Raw genomic sequence first — 18,494 nt, forward strand, 5'->3', positions numbered from 1 at the left:
GGTAGGTTTCGTTTTAAAATGGTCATTCAATGGATTGTAACGGCTTATCATTTCCGCTGGATTTTTAATTTTTATTGGGTTTCTAGTATTAGAAACCCCATCCCAAAATGAATTCGTGTGTCAGAAGTGCAGATATACTGAAAATTCTGATTCATAAACTAGTGCCCATATTATTTGGGGGCATGAGGTATTTTTCCTGTGTAGAAAACCTCAGCACAATTAAGCTATCTTCTGAAGAAAGAACTCCGCCGAAATAATTCAAAAGACCATAGTCTGTGAATGTAGTAGGAATCCTTGTCTTTAGGGCAGGATAGATGTCAAAAAATGACAAGGGTGATACACACAGCTTGCTTTAGTATAAACGAAAACGGTGATGAGTGCTTTTTTACTGATTTTAAATTTTAAATCCGCAGTTGCTTTTTACTGATCTTTTATCTAAAAGCCACTGTTCTATAACTCCACACACTGTGACTTTTGCAGTATCTATGGCTTTCGCACGGATAAAATCTTCTGAGGCTTTATTCTTTTTTATGAGATTGTCTCGGTCTGCATAATATATACTTCGTGATTTCAAAACGTCTTCAGCAATATTGATATTCCTCAAGGAATCTCTAAGGTTCTTAAGAGAAGGCAAATCCAGTTTTGATAGTGTATCTTGTAGATTATTTTTTGTTTTCGGATCTTTTGCTAGTTCTATAACAGTGTCCATAATAGGAGCAAAAACAGGGTTTGTCTCAGGCACCGCAGGTATTTTTAATTCGCTTGTATATACTCTAGAAAAGATTTTTTTTGCTATTTCTTGGGCTGTCGTCTTACGGGTACGGAATTCAGAGTCTAACCAATCACAGCCGTTTAACAATATAGTTGATAATAATAGTATGTAAGTTAATGCTCTGTTTTTTGATATCATAATAAGGGGCTTCTTTTTGATAAATTAATAAAATATATTGTGCCATATTGAAAAACATTAGAAATAAAATGTCTAATAATTAGAAATTGATTTTTTTATTAGTCTACAATTGATTTTTAAATTGATAAAAAGTTTTGAGGGACTGAATATAACAGTATATTGATGTCCTGATAGGGTTTTGACTATTGGTTATGGATATGCAGGATCTGATATTCGTGAGGGTATGGAAATATCAGAAGAGAAGGCGGAATAACTTCTTAGACAAGACGTTACGCAGTGCCTGTTCCTAGTTTTTAGAGTATCTCCTATCTTTGCCATTCTCTGGTGAAAACCGCATATCAGCTATTGGAGATTTTGTCTTTAATCTTGGCATTGGAGCATATCGGAATAGCACATTGCGCAAACGCGTTGATGCTCAAGACTGGGAAAATGCATCAATTGAAATACGAAAATGGGTTTTTGCTGGAGGAAAGAGGCTTAATGGGCTTGTGGTCAGAAGAGAAGTTGAGGCGGGATTGCTGTTAAATGGTTAGAGCCTATAAAGGATGGATAACCTAATAACTTCTATGGGGAATTTTGGTATACAGATGGTATCGTGAGGAAGAGGGATTAAAACTATCTGTATATCCATTTAAGAATTGTCATTGCGACCACAATTATAGACGATATCTTCCGCAACATCCCATGCATCTCAATACGGAAATTTGCTATCTTATCGGAAAGACTATCTACTTTTTATTAGAAAGGCTAAGATTTTGTTTAAGTATTTGATTTAACGTCATATTATCCTTCTTGATCCTTATTTTTTTGTTAGGTTCGGGAATAGCAAGAGAATCAGCCATACGTCTAGATGTCTTAATACCTAGATTTATGCGGTCTGCTCCTTTGGTATACGCTTCTGCTTGTGATAGACTTTTCCAGCCATACGTAGCCATTAAATCGTGTGAGGTCGCTCCTGATTCAACGGAAAGAATGGCAGATAGTTTTCTGATGCCATGAGCGGATTTTTTTATTCCTGCCTGTCTCGATTTGTCTCTAAACCATTGACTTAAATTCTGGGCTGTAGATATAAAAAATGTGTCTTTTCCTGTAGGTGTTATTTTAAGAAGGTCCATGAAATAATCAGGAAGCTCTACGGTTATAGTCGTTCCTACCTTTTGTGTTTTGATTGAAAAAACATTGCCTTTAAAATGTTGAGGACTCGCTCTACAAGCATCAGAACATCGAAGACCCGTATACAGAAAGAATTCAAAAGCTAATCGGGGTAATGTTCCCTCTGCCCAGTAGCCCCTGAATAACCGCATATCTTCTTTCGTCCATGGCGTTAACCCATCGGACTTATAAGATGGTTTTTCTATTCCAGTGCATGGATTTTCTTTAAGATATTCTTGCTTAACTGCCCAATTAAACAAACCACGAATAGAAGAAAGAAACAAAACAGCACTAGCAGGAATATGCTTTCTGGATTCAATCCCTAAACGAACATGTTTTGCAGTGATCTTCTTGTAATCGAAGTCTCCTGATTTTTGAATGATCTTATCCAAGTCGTGATCAATTCTTTTTCTGGTATTTAGTGCTAAACTTGCCCAATGACCACTTTGTCGGTATTTCTCTATCAACCACCTCATAGTTTGTGGCTCTTGTTTTTGTGGTTTTATATAATGTTGTTCTAAAACCTCACCTGACAAAGCGGAAATATAACAAGCCATGAACTGCGGGTCACTAGGAATAGGAAGACGTATTCTCTCGCCTTTGCCTTTCCTAAAATAGTATAATGACCTTTCCGTGTCGTGTGCGTTCTCTAACCACATGCGGTAGTTTGGCGTTCTTGTTCATTTAAAGCCCTAAAGGATTAAGCCCGTCATCTGCAACTTTGGCTTTTTCCCCTCTGGTTTTAAAAGGCTCAAACCTATAGATCGTGCCTTCTCTTTCTATCTCGATACGGATTTTGTTTTCTTTTGAGATTCTTGCCACGGATCTTAGATCAATGCGTCCTTTGTTGCTCATGATTGATCGTACCTCCTTTATGATTTTCTTTAATTGTCTGACAGATGTCTCTAAATCGTAGTTGCAAACAGACCAGCCGTTATAGCCTGTCACATCAATTTCATCGTCTTCATTGGCTTCAGATCCTCTTCGCTTTAGGTTCTCTAAGCGTTCTTCTTCTGATGGAGGATGGATGATAATAGGTGTCACTGTTGCATCTGGACGATCTTTGAAAAACGCTTTAAACGATCTGTATCCCTCAGTCGTTAGAATGATCAGAAGATCTTTAATTGACGCAATACCACTCTCTATTCTGTCTTTCAGAAACCCATATCGGTGACCCTTGTAGGTGATGGTTTCTAGGAAAAAATGCGAATCTTCACACCTTTTGAACACTTCAAGATCGATAAAATCGTAATCAATTCCGACTTTCTCTTTCCTCCTTGGTGCTCTTGTGGTAGCCCCTCTCGGCGTCAACAATCCGAGGGATTTGTCCTCTATAACACGTTTAGCGATGGTTGTTTTTCCAACGCTTGATTTGCCAATTAAAACGAATATGTGTCTCATGATTAATACTCCGCCGCATCAAGAAGACTAGGAGAAGGGGCTAAATGGGGAAATCTTTCCTGAATTTCCAATGCCCTTTCTTCCACCAAATCGTAGGTGCAATCACTTTCTAATTCCAGCTTTAATATCCCACACCTGTAATACGCCCTGCGGTGATGCAGACAGATGAGAGTGAGATACTCAAGATCAACCATGGCTTCTGTTTCAGTTAATTCCGATATGGGTGTCGACTTTTTCAGTATGGCAAAAAGCTGTTTTTCGCTCACTTTTAAGAACTTGGTTTCTGCCTTTTGAACCCTGTACAAGTCTTCATTGGCGACGTTGTGTATTCGATATTTAAAATCTTTTGCATTTTCGTCTCTGCTCATGACGCCTCCTTTAATGATGTTAAAAGTATGTCTTGCACACTGGCTTTGGTCTTAAGCCTCACTTCCACGAGTTCGTCGATGGTGTCTTTGGCCACAATGGAATAGATGTAGACGGGGCGGTTGTATCCCGATTGGCGTTGACGGGTGACGCCTAAACGCTCAATCATTTGTTGATGCGTTTCCAGATCCCACCACAAAGAGAAGAACACTAAGATATTTCCGCCATGCTGTAGGTTTAAGCCATGCCCGCATGATGCAGGATGAGCAAAGAGGATAGGGATTTTTCCAGAGTTCCAGTCGTGAATAGTCTTAGGATCTTTGTCTAGCTTTCTACCCTCTGGAATGCATGCTGGATTGGGTAGTAACAGATATCTAAATGAGAGGGAGACGTCCAACACTTGGCTTTGCGTAGGGTATAACGCCTACGCTACTTACTCTAACCGTACTGGATGGTTTCAAAAAGTCATAGACACGGATGCTATTATTTTAAGAACCGTTAGTTCCTCTACGCTTCAAGACAATCTCATTGATCTTCAGGCTATTAACCAGAAGCTCACGGTTGTTGACGTTCTACTGCAGAAACTGACAGAGGCGAGAATTAAAAGGACGGGAAGTGATTGATGATTAAGAAGACAGAAAAAGACGTAACCCGTAAAGAGTTTAATGCTGAAAATAAGCTCTTAGCCAAGCACATTGAAGAATCAAGAATGAGAAATGGACGCCAATCCTCAAGATTGGATAAGATAGACAAACACATCGAAGATTCAAGGGTGAGAGCTGAAAACCAAAAGATCAGAGATGAGAAATAGCAAAGAGGTCTGGATGAACTGTTAGACTTTTCTCAAGGGCTAAGGTGGTTTTTGCATTCATTAAAAAACATTTCAATTTATGTCGGATCGATAACAGCCATCATCTACAGCATCACTAACATCAAGAATTGGTTTCACAAATGATATCTTCTTTCATCACTGGCAGTGTTTCTAAGTTTCTACTACGATTTTTCCCGTTCATAGCCGAAAGTCTCTTTAGCCTATACGAAACGAAGGCTAGACAAAAACACGATATGGCTATGGCTCAGCTACACGTAGATACACAACTCAACATTAAAGAACTTGAATCTGATGCACCATTAAAGATGGACAAGCTTGAATCTATGAAGCCGAAGACCAAGATAGAATGGATTATTGGCTTTAACGATTTAATGCGTCCATTAACAACGATCGTTTGGGTGGTGGTATACCCTGCCGTTTTCATTTTTATTTTGAAATATGATATCCTCCGTTTTGACATGCAATCGTTTTGATGTCTCCTTATAAAAACGGATCACGTGAAGTATGACCATGCTTATAGTTACTTAAGCGTATGTATAGGGGTGGGGAGAAGCATATAATGAAAGATGCTGGAAATATTGATGATCTAAAGAAATTCCGTATTGAAACACTAGAAGACTTTAAAAAAGTTATGGATGCCTTCCCTCCAGAAGATTTATCAGGGTGGGAATCTTTATATTTATACCTTGCTATAAAAGAGATGGCGGATTCGAATGAAACTTTGGCGTATTCCTTAATGCTTTCTATAAAATTGATCGATTTTATTCTTAAGGAGGAAGGCATTACTACCCACTCCGATGAGCTTATTTTTGATGAATATTATGAAAGAATACTAAGCCGTCAAATGAATAGAAATAGAGTTATGCAAAATTTTGTCAAAACTATTCTTCTGACCAGAATAGGGCATATGAAAGGATTAGAGTAATTAAAGAAAAATTTGGAAATTATGGAGAGTCGAGAAAGCATAGTAGAACAGATGGTCAAAGAAGCCGAAGCGCGTCAAACGAAAGGTGAGAACTAGAGATGAGCTCTCTTTATTTTCCTGATAATATTGATAAGTTCCTGGCTCAAGAAGATTATACTTCCTTGCAGAAGACAGCGTCAGGATGTGAAACATATAAAGTATCACCTATATTTACCAATCGTAAAAAACGATATTGAGATTTATCCTCAAAAAAACATAAATGCTTTCAGCTTGTAGTAAGCGCTATGACGATATTGTGTAGTCCGCAACAACACAGCAAAGAAATTAACAATGATTGTTTAGTTCTCTCTCTTACTACGAAAAATATTTTCAATAGAAGAAAAACGAATAAGAAATGAATCGAAAAAAATCATGAGCGATAAACAAACGATAGAAGAATATCGAATCGCTAGTCTTGAGAAACATGACGATAAGCTAGATAGTAAAGTTGATTCAAGCATCCGTGACATGACTAAAGCGTTTGCGAACCTCAGAGTGGATGTGAATGAAAAGCTTGATGGTATTTGAGTCGATCATGCGTAAGGATTTTCCTCTTGCTTTCCAACAGGCCAATAGAATTAAATATCGCCCTCATAGCTATAATAATTCCTAGCTCATTGATTTCTTGTTTTCTCTTTGTTTCTGCATAAATCAGTGCTCTCTGAGCCTCTGTATATTTGCACGTTACGTATCCCAGAACGTTTAATGTATTCAAAACAATCGGCGTTATTCGGTTCTTGATTTTATCTCAGACATTCTTGCTTTCAAGCTTTATGCCATATAAAGGCGGTCGTGCGATATATAAGTGCCTATTTGTAATCAACTCAGGGTATCTGCCTGAAAAAAACGTTAAAAGAAGGGTGCAAAGAGCTCTATCAACATCAGAATGAATCACAATGATAATTTTATGATATCGTAGTTTACCAATATAAAATCCATTCTTCCCTATTCCTGTATCAAGTGTAGTCATTCTATTTGATATCAGTTTTTGCTTGTGGTGATCTCAACGAACCATACTCATTTTATGGGTATATTCTCCTTAATGTTCTTAATCTAGGGCTGAAACCAAATGGGTGAGCAATAATCTAAAAGAACACTATAAGCGAGGGTATCGAACCATTAAAATCAATGGTTCGTTGATGATATTGAGAATATTGATATATGCTTTTTATGTGGTTTTGAGGATTCTTGTCCAGCTCTGTAAACTAGATATGATTGATTTTTGATGCCATCCATCGTGGATATCCAGACGATTTCATGCGGAATTACTCTAGAAACGAGATTGGAAGATAAGGACGTAAAAAGCAGAATATTTCTCTACAAGAACGCCGGTATCATTATCGTCATAACCATGATTTCAGACGATATAATATCCATGATCAAAGAAACGTGGTTATTCGGTGATGATAAATATTCATCTAATACTTTTTTAAGGAGAAAATCACGTTTCGTGTCTTTCATGTTTCGTTATTTTAAACGGGTTTCTTCGATATTCAGCGATGCAAAACAATGGAAATCAAGTCGATTTTAATGGTACTCAATCAAGTAATATAAGGCTATTTTTAGTTTGATTTCCACGAGTATTTATGTTGAGTGCTACCATTTTAGCTGATATTTAATTTTCGACTTTTTGTTTGATATTTTGCCAACTTTATAAAATAGAATCCGCTCATCGCCAGGCTTCTTCAACTTCATCATAACGCATAAAAAGTGTTTGGTTGGCACGTATAACGTCCATCATTAGGCGTTCATAGCCATCAGGATTACGGACTTTAAAAGTTTCAGCAAAACAGACATTAAGCGAAATTTATTTAAATGATATGTCACTGGTTCCAGGATCTTTGGTCATGAGAAGTTGTTTTATCCCACCATTAGGTTGAAGACGGATAACGAGTTTGTTTTCTTTGAGATCAGAAAAGTTATCGCCGAAAATAGAATGAGGAACAGGTTTAAAAGAAATGACAATTAATTTATCTTAGGCGTTGATGGCATTATGTCTCTTGTCTTGTCTCATGCATTATCCCAATAGCGGATTTTTTAATCACTCAATTGATTTGTTTATGCAATGAAAGATATGGCGATGAGAGATATGATGTTTTCTCCAGAAGTCGATATATATCCCAAAAATGGGGATAGTAGCATTATGGAGAATGTTGTTAATGCTGGGTCCTCTAAAATGATTGGTATTGCTGGTAAATTTCCTCCGTTTGAAACTTTTATTATGATGTGACCGTATATCTTGATTTTGCGTTATCTCGTTGAAGAAATGGGATAGCAGAGCCAGTTATTTATCTTGATAATATGATGAAAAATCTTGAATAATATAGAGGTCTTGTTCTTTCTTAATACATCCTTCTTTCTTTGACATAATCTGTATATGTCACGAAAAAAATCCTATTAACTTGCAACGTAATGCGATGAAAGGTTTGGAAAATATGTTTCGAAGAAGGTCAAACTTCTTAAGAAGCTCTGAAAAACTCTTTTTTCTAGGATGGAATCCTCTGCGGATCTTTCTTCTTTTTCAAAAGTTCCGAGAAATTCCTGATGTAACCGCTATTATTCCTGAGGTTTTAATGAGTTAAATCGATCCTTTATTCGCCGAGGATCAGTGCCAATTTTCTGAAACAATATATTGTATTCATAGTTTTGCTCTGGGTTTGGTTTTATGTTTTTAGTTCCCCCAATCCAATCGTGGTGAAGTTAGTTCTGATATCAGTAGATGAGGAAAATTGTAATATACAGAAATGAGGATGTGTATATTATGCCGTTTTTGAATGTTATATTGCGTATTTCCCATATCTTTTTGATAATATAAATATGGTGCATTTATATTGCTTAAAATGGAATTCAGCTCTGCTATTTCTTGCCGGTATTTTTGGACTTATTCCTTTATCTTTCGGCGTTGTTGCTGGATTTATTCCTTGGCATCTTTGGGTTAGGCTAAGGTTGATTACGAAGAAACTCTGTTTGATATTATGATAGTTATACAGAATCTGATAAAATATTGAATGAGTCTTTATCAATCAAAGTATAAAGTAAAGTTGCTAGGATTATTTTGAATTTTTTTTGGATTTGGAATATGCGTTTTTGTAGAAGGGATATGTTTTACACAAGTTTTGTATATTACGAATACCTTGCTCGTCTATCTTGATGTGTTTGATATCTAACCAAATGCCTCTCTAGTCATCAGGATAGGCGGCACCAATTAAGCATTTAGATCTATGATTCTTTATATTTATCGATCAGATGTATTGTTGAATAATTTCTAAACAACTTATCCGGTTATGGATGGCATGCTGGGTATCAGTCATGTTAATATCTTATATACTTTGGTAAATATATCGCCATTCAAAAGTTAAAAATACTTGTTTTATATAAGATAGAAATGGTTTGCAGCTTAACAATTCTTATTGCAGATAAATTTAAATAAGTGGGCGAATTTTGTTCTGGTAGTTAGGATAAGTATTGCGTGGAACATGCTATAATATGCTTCCTCATCATTTGAAAAATAGAGAAAAGTTGGCATATATGCTCTAAATTTAGGGCTTTTGCTTAGGATGTTTCTTCAAAATTGATATCAATATTTATCAAAGGATATAAAATATTCTTTGGGTATTTATAAGCTATTCTATAAAAATTGCCTATGCCGTTGCATTGAAATATTTTTAAAAGCAATAATTTTTCCAGAAAAATTAAGAAAAATGAACGATTCGTTAACCTTAATGTATTTATAAACGAGGTTAATTTTTAGGATATTATTGGGTTCTTCTGCACGGTGTACAGTTGTTATAGTTTGGGCAATAATAATGAAAAATAGGCACATAGCTGTATTAAAGGGGGGATTTTCTCCAGAGAGAGATATAAGTCTTTCTTCCGGTGAGGTCTGTTCTGCTGTTCTTGAATCTCAAGGCTTTAAAGTAAGCCAAATAGATGTTGATCGTTCGGTAGCAACTGTTATTTCTGATCTTAGACCAGATGTCGCCTTTAATGCCTTGCATGGGAATTTTGGGGAAGATGGCATTATTCAAGCTATATTAGAGTATTTGAATGTTCCTTATACACACTCAGGTGTTTTGGCATCGGCTTTGTCCATGGATAAGCTACGAGCCAAGCAGATTGTAGCGAGTGTTGGTGTTCCGGTTTGTCCATCGTTGCTGGTTAATCGTTTAACTATGGGCAAAGAACATGTTATGCCTCCGCCTTATGTGATAAAGCCTTTGTCAGGAGGATCTTCTCTAGGGATTTTGATTGTTAGAGAGGAAGATTCTGTCCCCTTGGATTTTTTAGATTCTTCGGATTGGAGTTATGGGGATCAATTGCTTGTTGAGAAATATGTTGATGGCATTGAATTGACATGTGGTGTTATGGGAGAAGAAGCCCTTGTCGTTACTGAGATTCTTCCAAAAAATTCAGATTTTTACAGTTATAAAGAAAAATATTCGACATTAGGATCTACGCATATTTTACCAGCGAAGATTCCATCAGATGTTTATGAGCAGATACAAAGATTTTCTATTTTAGCACATAAATCCATCGGTTGTCGGGGCATCAGTAGATCAGATTTTCGCTTTGACAATGTATTGCAAAAGATTTTTTGGTTGGAAATTAATACCCAGCCAGGTATGACGCCGACTTCTCTCTTTCCGGAAATGGTTTTATATGCTGGACATTCTTTTGAAACCTTTCTGTCCTGGATGGTGAAGGAGGCTTCATGTTCGCGGTAAACGATAAACATGATACAATTATTTCCAGGGTATTTTCCTTTTTTATTAAGATGATTTCATTGCTATGTTCCGCTTGTCTGGATGGTATGAGGAGTTTGCTGAATTTTTGGTTCTTTGTGGGAAATATTGTGCCTCCTTACTGCGAAATTTTGGTTACCATACTTTTCTTTTCGACGATTGGGATTTACGGGGCGTTTGTTGGTGGACATACGCATTTAATTGTCGATATACTGGATTCAATTTCTGGTTTTTCGGTTGAGAAAGTGAGGATTATTGGTAATATTGAAACGTCAGAAGTAGATGTCGTTCGTCGTTTAGGTCTTAATAAAGACACATCGTTGATAGCTTTTGATATCCTAGCTGTGCAAAAGAAATTATTGCAATTGCCTTGGGTTTCGCGTGCTGAAATCCATAAGATTTATCCAGATACTATCGAAATTCATCTTACAGAACGTCGGCCTCATGTCATATGGCAACATGATTCAGAATTATTTCTCATAGAAAAAAATGGTGAGGTTATTGAGCCGCTAAAAGGTAGAAAATTCTCTCATTTGCCGATGTTAGTTGGTCAGGGTGCGAATAAAGAGGTTGAATCTTTTGAAAAATTTTTGGCCAAATCAAAAATTGCACCCCTTATTAAGGCTTATGTTCTGGTATCTAAAAGGCGCTGGGATTTACATCTTCGCAATGGCATAGTAGTGCATTTACCAGAAGAGGGTTTTGTTCCGGCATTATCTAAGCTTCTTGCAGTACAAGATAAATATAAAATTTTGGAAAGGGATATTGCTGCGATTGATTTGAGGCTTCCAGATCGCATTGCCATTCGCTTGACAGCCAGTTCTTTTATAGATCGTCAGGAAGTCGTTAATTTGCGTGAAAAATTTTTTGATAGGGGATATCGCGGGAGATGAGTATTTTTGAAATATCCCGGCTTAATTCGCGACACACTAAGTCGCTGTCGAAACGTATGCACATTATTGCTGTGTTAGATGTTGGTTCTACAAAGGTTGTGTGTTTGATTGGTAGGCTTGTTCCCAAAAAGGTTACTGATCTTTTGCCAGGTAGGACGCATCATATTGAAATTATTGGTATTGGATATCAAAAATCGCATGGCGTAAAAATGGGTGCGATTGTTGATCTTATCGCCATAGAAGGGGTTATACGTCAAGTTGTTGAAGTTGCTGAACGTATGGCGGGCATAACGGTTGATAGTCTTATCGTAAATGTTTCATGTGGGCGTTTGGGTTCTACAACTCATGCTGTTGGCATGAAAATGGGATGGAGAGAAGTTAAAACAACTGATATTCAAAAACTTATAGAAAATTCTCGCCAAAACTCGTGTGGACAAGGTCGCGTTGTATTACATTCAATGGCAACAAACTATTCATTAGACGGAAAACCTGATATAAAATCTCCGTTGGCAATGTTTGGTGAAAATCTTGGAATGGATGTTCATGTTGTTACGGTTGAGCAAGCTGCAATAAAAAATCTAGAGATCGCTGTTAACCGTGCGCATCTTTCGGTTGAAGGTATGGTAGCTACGCCATATGCAAGTGGTTTAGCTGCTCTTGTAGATGATGAATTTGAACTAGGTTGTGCTGTTATAGATATGGGTGGTTCTACGACAACTATGGCAATTTTTGAGGCAGGAAAATTAGTTTATGTTGATTCTATTGCTATAGGAGGATGCCAAGTTACCAACGATTTGGCACGCGGATTGTCTATACGCGTTGATGATGCTGAACGTCTTAAAGTTATTCATGCAAATGTAATTTCGAGTTCGGCAGATGAACATGAAATCCTATCTATTCCATCTCTTGGGGATGATGAACAGGAGAATCCGGTTCAGGTTTCCAGGGCAATGATTTCGCGCATTGTCCGTGCGCGTGTCGAAGAAACATTAGAATTGATATGTGAACGTATTCAAAATTCTGGATTCGGTTCTCTTTTTGGTAGGTGTATTGTTCTTACTGGTGGTGCGAGTCAGCTTGCTGGTCTACAAGAGATGGCAAGGCGAATGCTTTCTTCCAATGTTCGTATGGGGAGACCTATGGGAATTTCAGGTTTGCCTTTGAATGCTAAGGGAGCTGCTTTTTCAACTGCTGTGGGTTTGATGGTTTACCCACAATTAGCAACCATGGAGATGGATTTTGCTGGCAGCAAAAAATTTTGTTTCCCTTATGGATTGAAAAAAACTAAAGTTTCATTAGTGGAAAGATGGTTAAAAAAGAGTTTTTGATTTAGGCGAATTTATTGAATTTTTGATGAGGCGAGTGGAATTATCGTTTCCGGGCGATGGAAGATCAAGAGAAGGAATGAGTCATTATGGCAATAAAGAACCAAAATGTTGATATAACAGAGTTGAGACCTCGAATAACTGTATTTGGAGTAGGAGGAGGTGGTGGAAATGCCGTGAACAACATGGTTTCTTCGGGGCTCCAAGGTGTTGATTTTATTGTCGCGAATACGGATGCACAAGCGCTAACAATGACTAAAGCTGAGCGTATTATACAGCTTGGAGTTGGGATTACTGAAGGTCTTGGAGCAGGATCTCATCCGGAGGTTGGTCGTGCTGCAGCAGAAGAGTGTATTGATGAAATTACGCAAAATTTAGAAAATACACATATGTGTTTTGTTACTGCAGGCATGGGTGGTGGTACAGGAACGGGAGCAACTCCAGTTATTGCAGAAATAGCACGTAGTAAGGGGATTCTGACCGTTGGTGTTGTAACCAAGCCGTTTCACTTTGAAGGTTCTCGTCGTATGCGTTTGGCAGAATCTGGTATCGATGAATTACAAGAGGCAGTCGATACCCTTATCGTGATTCCTAATCAGAATTTATTCCGGATAGCGAATGATAAAACGACATTTGCCGATGCTTTTGCCATGGCGGATCAGGTTCTTTATTCAGGGGTATCCTGTATTACCGATCTTATGATCAAAGAAGGTTTGATTAATCTTGATTTTGCAGATGTGCGTTCGGTAATGCGTGAAATGGGACGTGCAATGATGGGTACAGGTGAGGCTTCTGGTCATGGGCGCGGTATACAGGCAGCTGAGGCGGCTGTTGCCAATCCATTGTTAGATGAAGCTTCTATGAAAGGATCTCAGGGATTGTTGATCTCAATTACCGGGGGAAGTGATCTTACATTATTTGAGGTTGATGAAGCTGCTACTCGTATCCGAGAAGAAGTTGATCCTGAAGCCAATATCATTCTTGGGGCTACTTTTGATGAAGCCCTTGAAGGTGTCATTCGGGTTTCTGTTGTTGCAACGGGTATAGATCGCTATTTGCATAAAGAAAAAAGGGGAGAAAATTCTCTTCTTGATTCTGAAAATAGATCTTTCAGAAAATCAAAGATTTTTAATGTTCCTGATCAGAAATTATGTGCAAAAGAGCCAGATATACAAGGTGATTTTAAAGAATCTAATGCGAGGTTTCCGACACAAAATCTGGATGAGGATTCTTCCGTAGATGAAGATATTTTTCCGGAATCATCTGATCCAAAACATTCTATGTCAAAGATACCGGAAGTGGGTGAATTCGGACGATTGGTTCGGGAAGAAGAATCCGTAGAAGATCGTGGTCCAATGGCATTATTCAGGCGTATTGCGCATTCTTTTGGTCTTCGGGAAGGTTCTCCTGTGAAGACTGATACCAAGCCCATAGAGAAAGATCAGAGAATTTCTTCTCTTGAGCGAGGGGATTATAGAAAGATTGAGAGGGATACCCAATCGCGAGCACAAGTTTCTATTCATTGTGAAAAGGATCAATTGGATATACCTGCGTTTTTGCGTCGTCAATCTCATTAAAATATTGGTCTATTTGGAATATTGTATTTTTTAATAAAAATCAGCTGTTTATGAACAACAGCTTCCGTTTTTATTGAGAGAATTTATGGTTTTGCAAATAAAGAAAGAGAGGCTTATTTTACGAGACAATGTTGGAGGATTGAAGTTTTAGTATGCAGATACTTCAGGATGACGGACTATTTGGTTTTCAACGTACGATTTCTGATTCGATAGAAATTTCTGGTATAGGAATTCATTCAGGAGATCGTGTGCGTTTGAGATTATCTCCTGCAAAAAAAGATACTGGAATATTATTTAAGCCTTTTCAGTCAGATGATTTATCGAAGCCTTTATATGCTTTTTGGTCAAATATTGTTAGATCTGATCTGTGTACTGTTTTGAGAGCGTCTTCTTATTATGTTTCTACAGTAGAGCATCTTATGGCAGCGTTTTATGCTTTAGGTATTGATAATATTATTGTCGAAACAAGTGGATCTGAAGTGCCGATTATGGATGGCAGTGCGGCTCCATTTTTAGAGGCTATAGAACGTGTCGGGATAACAGTGCTTGATGCTAAGCGTCGTTATATTCGCATCATTAAAGATGTTTATGTCTGTTGTAATGGTTGTTGGGCGGGATTTATTCCTTGTAATTCTACGCGTTTTGAAATAGCAATCGATTTTGACACTCCTGCAATAGGTTATCAGAAATGGGAGGGTGATTTTACAGAGAAAATCTTTCGTGAGGAGCTTTGTTCTTCTCGGACATTTGGTTTCTTTCGAGATGTAGAGAAGTATAGAAAATCTGGATATGCATTAGGTGCTTCTCTAGAAAATTGTGTCGTAATCTCTGAAGATGATCAGGTTATGAATTCTCAGGGATTGCGTTATCCTAGAGATGAATTTGTGCGGCATAAGACCGTCGATGCTATTGGTGACATGGCATTGGCTGGTGCTCAATTTATAGGTTGTTATCGTTCATGGCGAGGTGGTCATGGAATAAATTTTCTAGCCTTGTGTTCTTTGTTTTCTGATTCCAGTAGTTATGAAATAGTGGAAGATAATTTTCTTTGAACGGAGGAAAATATTTTCGTTTCGCGTGGTTTCGTACCCTGTTTTATCTTTTGATCTCTGAAATATTTAGATCTATTCCAGAGAGGATATTGTTTTTTGAGAGTAGTTTTTCTATGTATTTGATTTCGCTTTCTGGATCAAAACGTCCTTGATGGTTTATCTATAGTAGGATAGCTTTGACTTATTAACCTGGAATGGGGTTCTAATATGGTTTTTTGTTTTCAAAAAGGTGGGATATTCTTGTTGCGTAAATTAGTTTTGACTTTGTTATTTTTCACGGTGATTTTCCCTTTGGAAAGTTGTAGGCGCAAAGAGTTTATAGATATTATCCAGATTAATCCGAGAATTGTATATGCTCAGGGAGTGCAATATATCCAAGCTAAAAAATTAGCACAGGCATACAAGAAATTTCAGGAAGTTATTCAAGCATCTCCTTTGTCTGAATTGGGACGCAAGGCTCGGTTTATGTCGGCTTTTGTGAAGTATAGATTGCAGGAGTATTCGGAGGCTGCTGATATCGGCAGAGCGTATATTTTACAATATTCTGAAGATAGAGATTCTGATTATATGCATTACCTTGTAGGGATGTGCTACATGAATAAGATTCGCGATGTTCCCTACGATCAGAAGCCTGCGGAACTTTTAATATACTATATGGATCAGCTTATCAGAAAATATCCTGATTCTCAGTACGTAGATAGAGCTAAGTCCTATGTTCTACTTGCAAGAAATCAACTGGCGGCTAAAGAAATGCAGATAGGACGTTATTATCTTGAAGACAAGGAATGTTTTGCTGCTATTCAGAGGTTTCGGGTTGTTGTCGAATCTTATTCTGATACAGAACAGGTGGAAGAGGCACTTTCTAGGCTTGTAGAGGCATATCTCATGCTTGGCTTGGTGAATGAGGCTACGGATATATCCGTCGTTCTAAAGAAAAATTATCCTCAAGGATTTTGGCGTAAATCTACTGAAAGACTTTTGAAATCTTATGGTCAGTGATTGTGGAGATGTTTTTCGGGGAGAGATTTTTTTTAAAATAACTGTGCGTTGAATATGCTTATTCATCTTTTAATTCGTAATATTGTACTGGTAGAAAGTCTTGATATAGATTTTTCTTCTGGATTATGCGTTTTAAGTGGTGAAACCGGTTCCGGAAAATCTGTTTTATTAGATGCTATTTCCCTCGCTTTAGGTGGAAGGGGGGATGGTGGTCTTGTCCGTCGTGGTACAGAAAAAGGACAGGTTAGTGCTATCTTTGATATTCCTGAAAACCACTCATTAGGAGTCTTGCTCTGCGAAGCAAATATTCATCATGAGGGAAATGTGGTATTTCGTCGTGTCCAGTTTTCTGATGGACGGACGAAAGCTTATATCAATGACCAGCTAGTGAGTGTCGGTTTTATGCGTACAGCAGGATGTCTTTTAGTTGAAAATCATAGTCAACATGCAGATCGTGCTTTGATTGATGTAAGCGGGCATCGAAATATTCTTGATTCATATGCTGGGATTGACGAGGATTTACATAATCTTGGTGTGTTATACCGGAATTGGCGTCAATCTGTAGATGCATTGCAGGAATATAAGACAAAAAAAACGATTTCTTCTCAGGAGATTGAATTTTTGCGTTTTTCTATACAAGAATTGCAATCTATTAATATACAGCCAGGAGAAGAAACGGTTCTAGCTGAGAAGCGATCACGTATGTTAAAGCAGGAGCGTATAGCTAGTGATCTTGCAGGAGCCTTTGAAGAACTTAATGGCTCCGCATCGCCGATTTCGGTTGTTTCATCGATGTTACGGCGAATAGAGCGTAAAAGCTCTGAACTTCCCGGTTTTCTGGATTCTTGTGTTACTTCTTTGAATGAGGCATTTGAGAATTTATCTAACGCACAACAGGCGATGGAAAAAGCTCTTTCAGAGATTGAATATGATTCTGGAGAGTTGGAAAGTATTGAAGAACGATTATTTGCATTGCGTGCGGTAAGTCGCAAATATTCGGTTCCTGTAGAAGATCTTCCTGATTTAGAGAAGAAAATGGTTTCGGATCTGGATGATATTCAGGCTGGTAGTGAGAAACTTGTTTCTTTTGAGAAGATTCTTTCTGAAGCGCGAGAAGCATATGATATCGCTGCACAGGATATTTCTTCCAAACGGCGTCAGGTCGCACGATCTTTAGAAAAAAATATTATGGTTGAGCTTCCTGCGCTTAAGCTTGAAAATGTGATTTTTATGGTAAAAATTATATCAGATTCAGAAGAGGTCTCTTTTAGAGGAATCGATAAGGTGGAGTTTTATGTTCAAACGAATTCAGGAGAGAATGCTGGTCCTTTAATGAAATTAGCTTCAGGTGGTGAGCTTTCTCGACTTTTACTAGCTCTTAAAATTGTTTTGGTTGATCGAGGATCGGCGCCAACTTTAATATTTGACGAGGTGGATTCAGGAGTAGGGGGAGCTGTTGCAGATGCTATTGGTTATCGCCTCAAGCAATTGTCAGAAAAGGCTCAGGTTCTGGTTATTACACATGCACCACAAGTAGCTGCACGTGCTGACACGCATCTTCTTATCTATAAACAGAACAAATCTGAAGACAGAGATCGAATGGTGACACATGTCTTGGCTCTGACAAAAAAAGAACGCTGTGAAGAAATTGCGCGCATGTTAGCTGGGCGTCATATAACCAATGAGGCGAGGGCTGCTGCGACAAGGCTTTTGGAGTTAAATCAGCAATAGGATGTTTTTGTAACGAGAGGTCGGGATTCGACATTTCACAGCTTCCTGTTTGGCAACAATTGATGCCTACTACCTACTTACTAGGTGCTATTCTAAGCGTAGTTGAGCTTGGTGCTATAGCGATTGGTACTGAAGGTCCTTTAAGGAAAAAAACACTATGATTTAATAAGTTACTATTCTGACCTCGAAAACACCATAGAATCAAGCGACCCTCTATTTAGCAGTTCAGATGCTGGAAGACACATTGCATTTGAATCAAAAATATTGCAGTGGCATGAGGATCAGACATACGGAAAGACCGCAAAGGTCATATCTCGCAAAAACAATATGGTTTATGAATGTGTAGAGCATTTCCCAGAAGCTTCCTATGAGTTTGGTACTCATATCAATTGCCCCGATGGTGATAGCCTGTATTTTGATACAGGTAGGTACAAATGGAAGAAGCTTTATCCCGCCACCGAAGATAATATCCATCTCCAATACTATGGCATCATGACGGAATTTGTTTCCGAAACAAAAGTTAAAGCCATCATATTTGACAAGCCTCATG

At 37.9% G+C, this 18,494-nt stretch carries 19 protein-coding genes and 2 pseudogenes; 13 read left to right on the forward strand and 8 right to left on the reverse strand.

What is annotated here, in order from left to right; all coding sequences use genetic code 11:
• Nucleotides 1-394: 394 nt before the first annotated feature.
• On the reverse strand, nt 395-910 hold the full coding sequence (locus tag H0G72_RS03990; RefSeq protein ID WP_182017494.1) for a hypothetical protein: 516 nt from the start codon (nt 908-910) through the stop codon (nt 395-397).
• Between the two features lie 311 nt (nt 911-1,221).
• On the opposite strand from H0G72_RS03990, the gene H0G72_RS06265 reads away from it, so the two are divergent.
• Nucleotides 1,222-1,443 carry a lysozyme gene (locus H0G72_RS06265; protein ID WP_259345130.1) on the forward strand — a complete coding sequence of 74 codons (222 nt, stop codon included), beginning with the start codon at nt 1,222-1,224 and terminating at the stop codon, nt 1,441-1,443.
• A 195-nt stretch (nt 1,444-1,638) separates the two neighbouring features.
• Here H0G72_RS06265 and H0G72_RS04000 read toward each other — a convergent pair whose 3' ends face one another.
• From H0G72_RS04000 to H0G72_RS04015, 4 genes are read right to left on the reverse strand one after another with little or no spacing between them, the layout of a single operon-like run.
• The gene (locus tag H0G72_RS04000) at nt 1,639-2,721 is read right to left on the reverse strand and encodes a tyrosine-type recombinase/integrase (protein ID WP_259345131.1); all 1,083 of its coding nucleotides are present in this window, start codon (nt 2,719-2,721) and stop codon (nt 1,639-1,641) included.
• A 25-nt stretch (nt 2,722-2,746) separates the two neighbouring features.
• A complete protein-coding gene (locus tag H0G72_RS04005; protein ID WP_182017495.1) occupies nt 2,747-3,463 on the reverse strand; it encodes a guanylate kinase in 717 nt (238 codons plus the stop codon).
• 2 nt (nt 3,464-3,465) lie between these two features.
• Nucleotides 3,466-3,831 carry a hypothetical protein gene (locus H0G72_RS04010; RefSeq protein ID WP_182017496.1) on the reverse strand — a complete coding sequence of 122 codons (366 nt, stop codon included), beginning with the start codon at nt 3,829-3,831 and terminating at the stop codon, nt 3,466-3,468.
• Nucleotides 3,828-4,226 (reverse strand): hypothetical protein, encoded by a 399-nt coding sequence (locus H0G72_RS04015; protein ID WP_259345132.1) that lies wholly within the window; start codon nt 4,224-4,226, stop codon nt 3,828-3,830. Before H0G72_RS04015 ends, H0G72_RS04010 begins: the two co-directional genes overlap by 4 nt.
• A 225-nt stretch (nt 4,227-4,451) precedes the next feature.
• On the opposite strand from H0G72_RS04015, the gene H0G72_RS04020 reads away from it, so the two are divergent.
• From H0G72_RS04020 to H0G72_RS04035, 4 genes are all read left to right on the forward strand, one after another.
• Nucleotides 4,452-4,640 carry a hypothetical protein gene (locus tag H0G72_RS04020; RefSeq protein WP_182017497.1) on the forward strand — a complete coding sequence of 63 codons (189 nt, stop codon included), beginning with the start codon at nt 4,452-4,454 and terminating at the stop codon, nt 4,638-4,640.
• A 140-nt stretch (nt 4,641-4,780) separates the two neighbouring features.
• Nucleotides 4,781-5,134: a hypothetical protein gene (locus H0G72_RS04025; RefSeq protein WP_182017498.1), complete on the forward strand. Its 354-nt coding sequence runs from the start codon at nt 4,781-4,783 to the stop codon at nt 5,132-5,134.
• An 86-nt stretch (nt 5,135-5,220) separates the two neighbouring features.
• Entirely contained in the window at nt 5,221-5,586 is a 366-nt protein-coding gene (locus H0G72_RS04030; protein WP_182017499.1) for a hypothetical protein, read from the forward strand.
• A gap of 411 nt (nt 5,587-5,997) precedes the next feature.
• A complete protein-coding gene (locus H0G72_RS04035) occupies nt 5,998-6,153 on the forward strand; it encodes a hypothetical protein (RefSeq protein ID WP_182017500.1) in 156 nt (51 codons plus the stop codon).
• A gap of 244 nt (nt 6,154-6,397) precedes the next feature.
• Here the strand turns inward: H0G72_RS04035 and H0G72_RS06270 are convergent.
• Together H0G72_RS06270 and H0G72_RS04040 are read right to left on the reverse strand one after the other, a co-directional pair.
• Nucleotides 6,398-6,592: pseudogene (locus H0G72_RS06270) on the reverse strand (hypothetical protein); the annotation flags it as partial.
• A 705-nt stretch (nt 6,593-7,297) separates the two neighbouring features.
• Nucleotides 7,298-7,591 (reverse strand): annotated as a pseudogene (locus tag H0G72_RS04040) (glucose-6-phosphate dehydrogenase); the annotation flags it as partial.
• Between the two features lie 123 nt (nt 7,592-7,714).
• On the opposite strand from H0G72_RS04040, the gene H0G72_RS04045 reads away from it, so the two are divergent.
• The 8 genes from H0G72_RS04045 (at nt 7,715) to recN (ending at nt 17,944) form a co-directional block, all read left to right on the forward strand.
• Nucleotides 7,715-7,855, forward strand: coding sequence for a hypothetical protein (locus tag H0G72_RS04045; RefSeq protein ID WP_182017501.1), 141 nt, complete (start codon nt 7,715-7,717; stop codon nt 7,853-7,855).
• Nucleotides 7,856-9,431: 1,576 nt separating this feature from the next.
• A complete protein-coding gene (locus H0G72_RS04050) occupies nt 9,432-10,349 on the forward strand; it encodes a D-alanine--D-alanine ligase (RefSeq protein ID WP_182017502.1) in 918 nt (305 codons plus the stop codon).
• Nucleotides 10,350-10,477: 128 nt separating this feature from the next.
• Complete coding sequence (locus H0G72_RS04055; protein WP_310649487.1) at nt 10,478-11,260, forward strand: cell division protein FtsQ/DivIB; 783 nt, start codon at nt 10,478-10,480, stop codon at nt 11,258-11,260.
• Entirely contained in the window at nt 11,257-12,588 is a 1,332-nt protein-coding gene (gene ftsA, locus H0G72_RS04060; RefSeq protein WP_182017504.1) for a cell division protein FtsA, read from the forward strand. The genes H0G72_RS04055 and ftsA overlap by 4 nt, the downstream gene beginning before the upstream one ends.
• A gap of 86 nt (nt 12,589-12,674) precedes the next feature.
• Nucleotides 12,675-14,162: a cell division protein FtsZ gene (gene ftsZ / locus H0G72_RS04065; protein ID WP_182017505.1), complete on the forward strand. Its 1,488-nt coding sequence runs from the start codon at nt 12,675-12,677 to the stop codon at nt 14,160-14,162.
• A 152-nt stretch (nt 14,163-14,314) separates the two neighbouring features.
• On the forward strand, nt 14,315-15,214 hold the full coding sequence (gene lpxC, locus H0G72_RS04070; protein ID WP_182017506.1) for a UDP-3-O-acyl-N-acetylglucosamine deacetylase: 900 nt from the start codon (nt 14,315-14,317) through the stop codon (nt 15,212-15,214).
• A gap of 243 nt (nt 15,215-15,457) precedes the next feature.
• Nucleotides 15,458-16,213 carry an outer membrane protein assembly factor BamD gene (locus tag H0G72_RS04075; RefSeq protein WP_182017507.1) on the forward strand — a complete coding sequence of 252 codons (756 nt, stop codon included), beginning with the start codon at nt 15,458-15,460 and terminating at the stop codon, nt 16,211-16,213.
• Nucleotides 16,214-16,267: 54 nt separating this feature from the next.
• On the forward strand, nt 16,268-17,944 hold the full coding sequence (gene recN, locus H0G72_RS04080) for a DNA repair protein RecN (RefSeq protein ID WP_182017508.1): 1,677 nt from the start codon (nt 16,268-16,270) through the stop codon (nt 17,942-17,944).
• A gap of 255 nt (nt 17,945-18,199) precedes the next feature.
• On the opposite strand, the gene H0G72_RS06140 is transcribed toward recN, so the two are convergent.
• Nucleotides 18,200-18,494, reverse strand: a 295-nt coding sequence (locus tag H0G72_RS06140; protein WP_220456106.1) for a hypothetical protein, incomplete at its 5' end; no start/stop codon positions are given.

This window comes from Candidatus Liberibacter sp., assembly GCF_014048425.1.
In the GTDB taxonomy this organism is placed as follows: domain Bacteria; phylum Pseudomonadota; class Alphaproteobacteria; order Rhizobiales; family Rhizobiaceae; genus Liberibacter.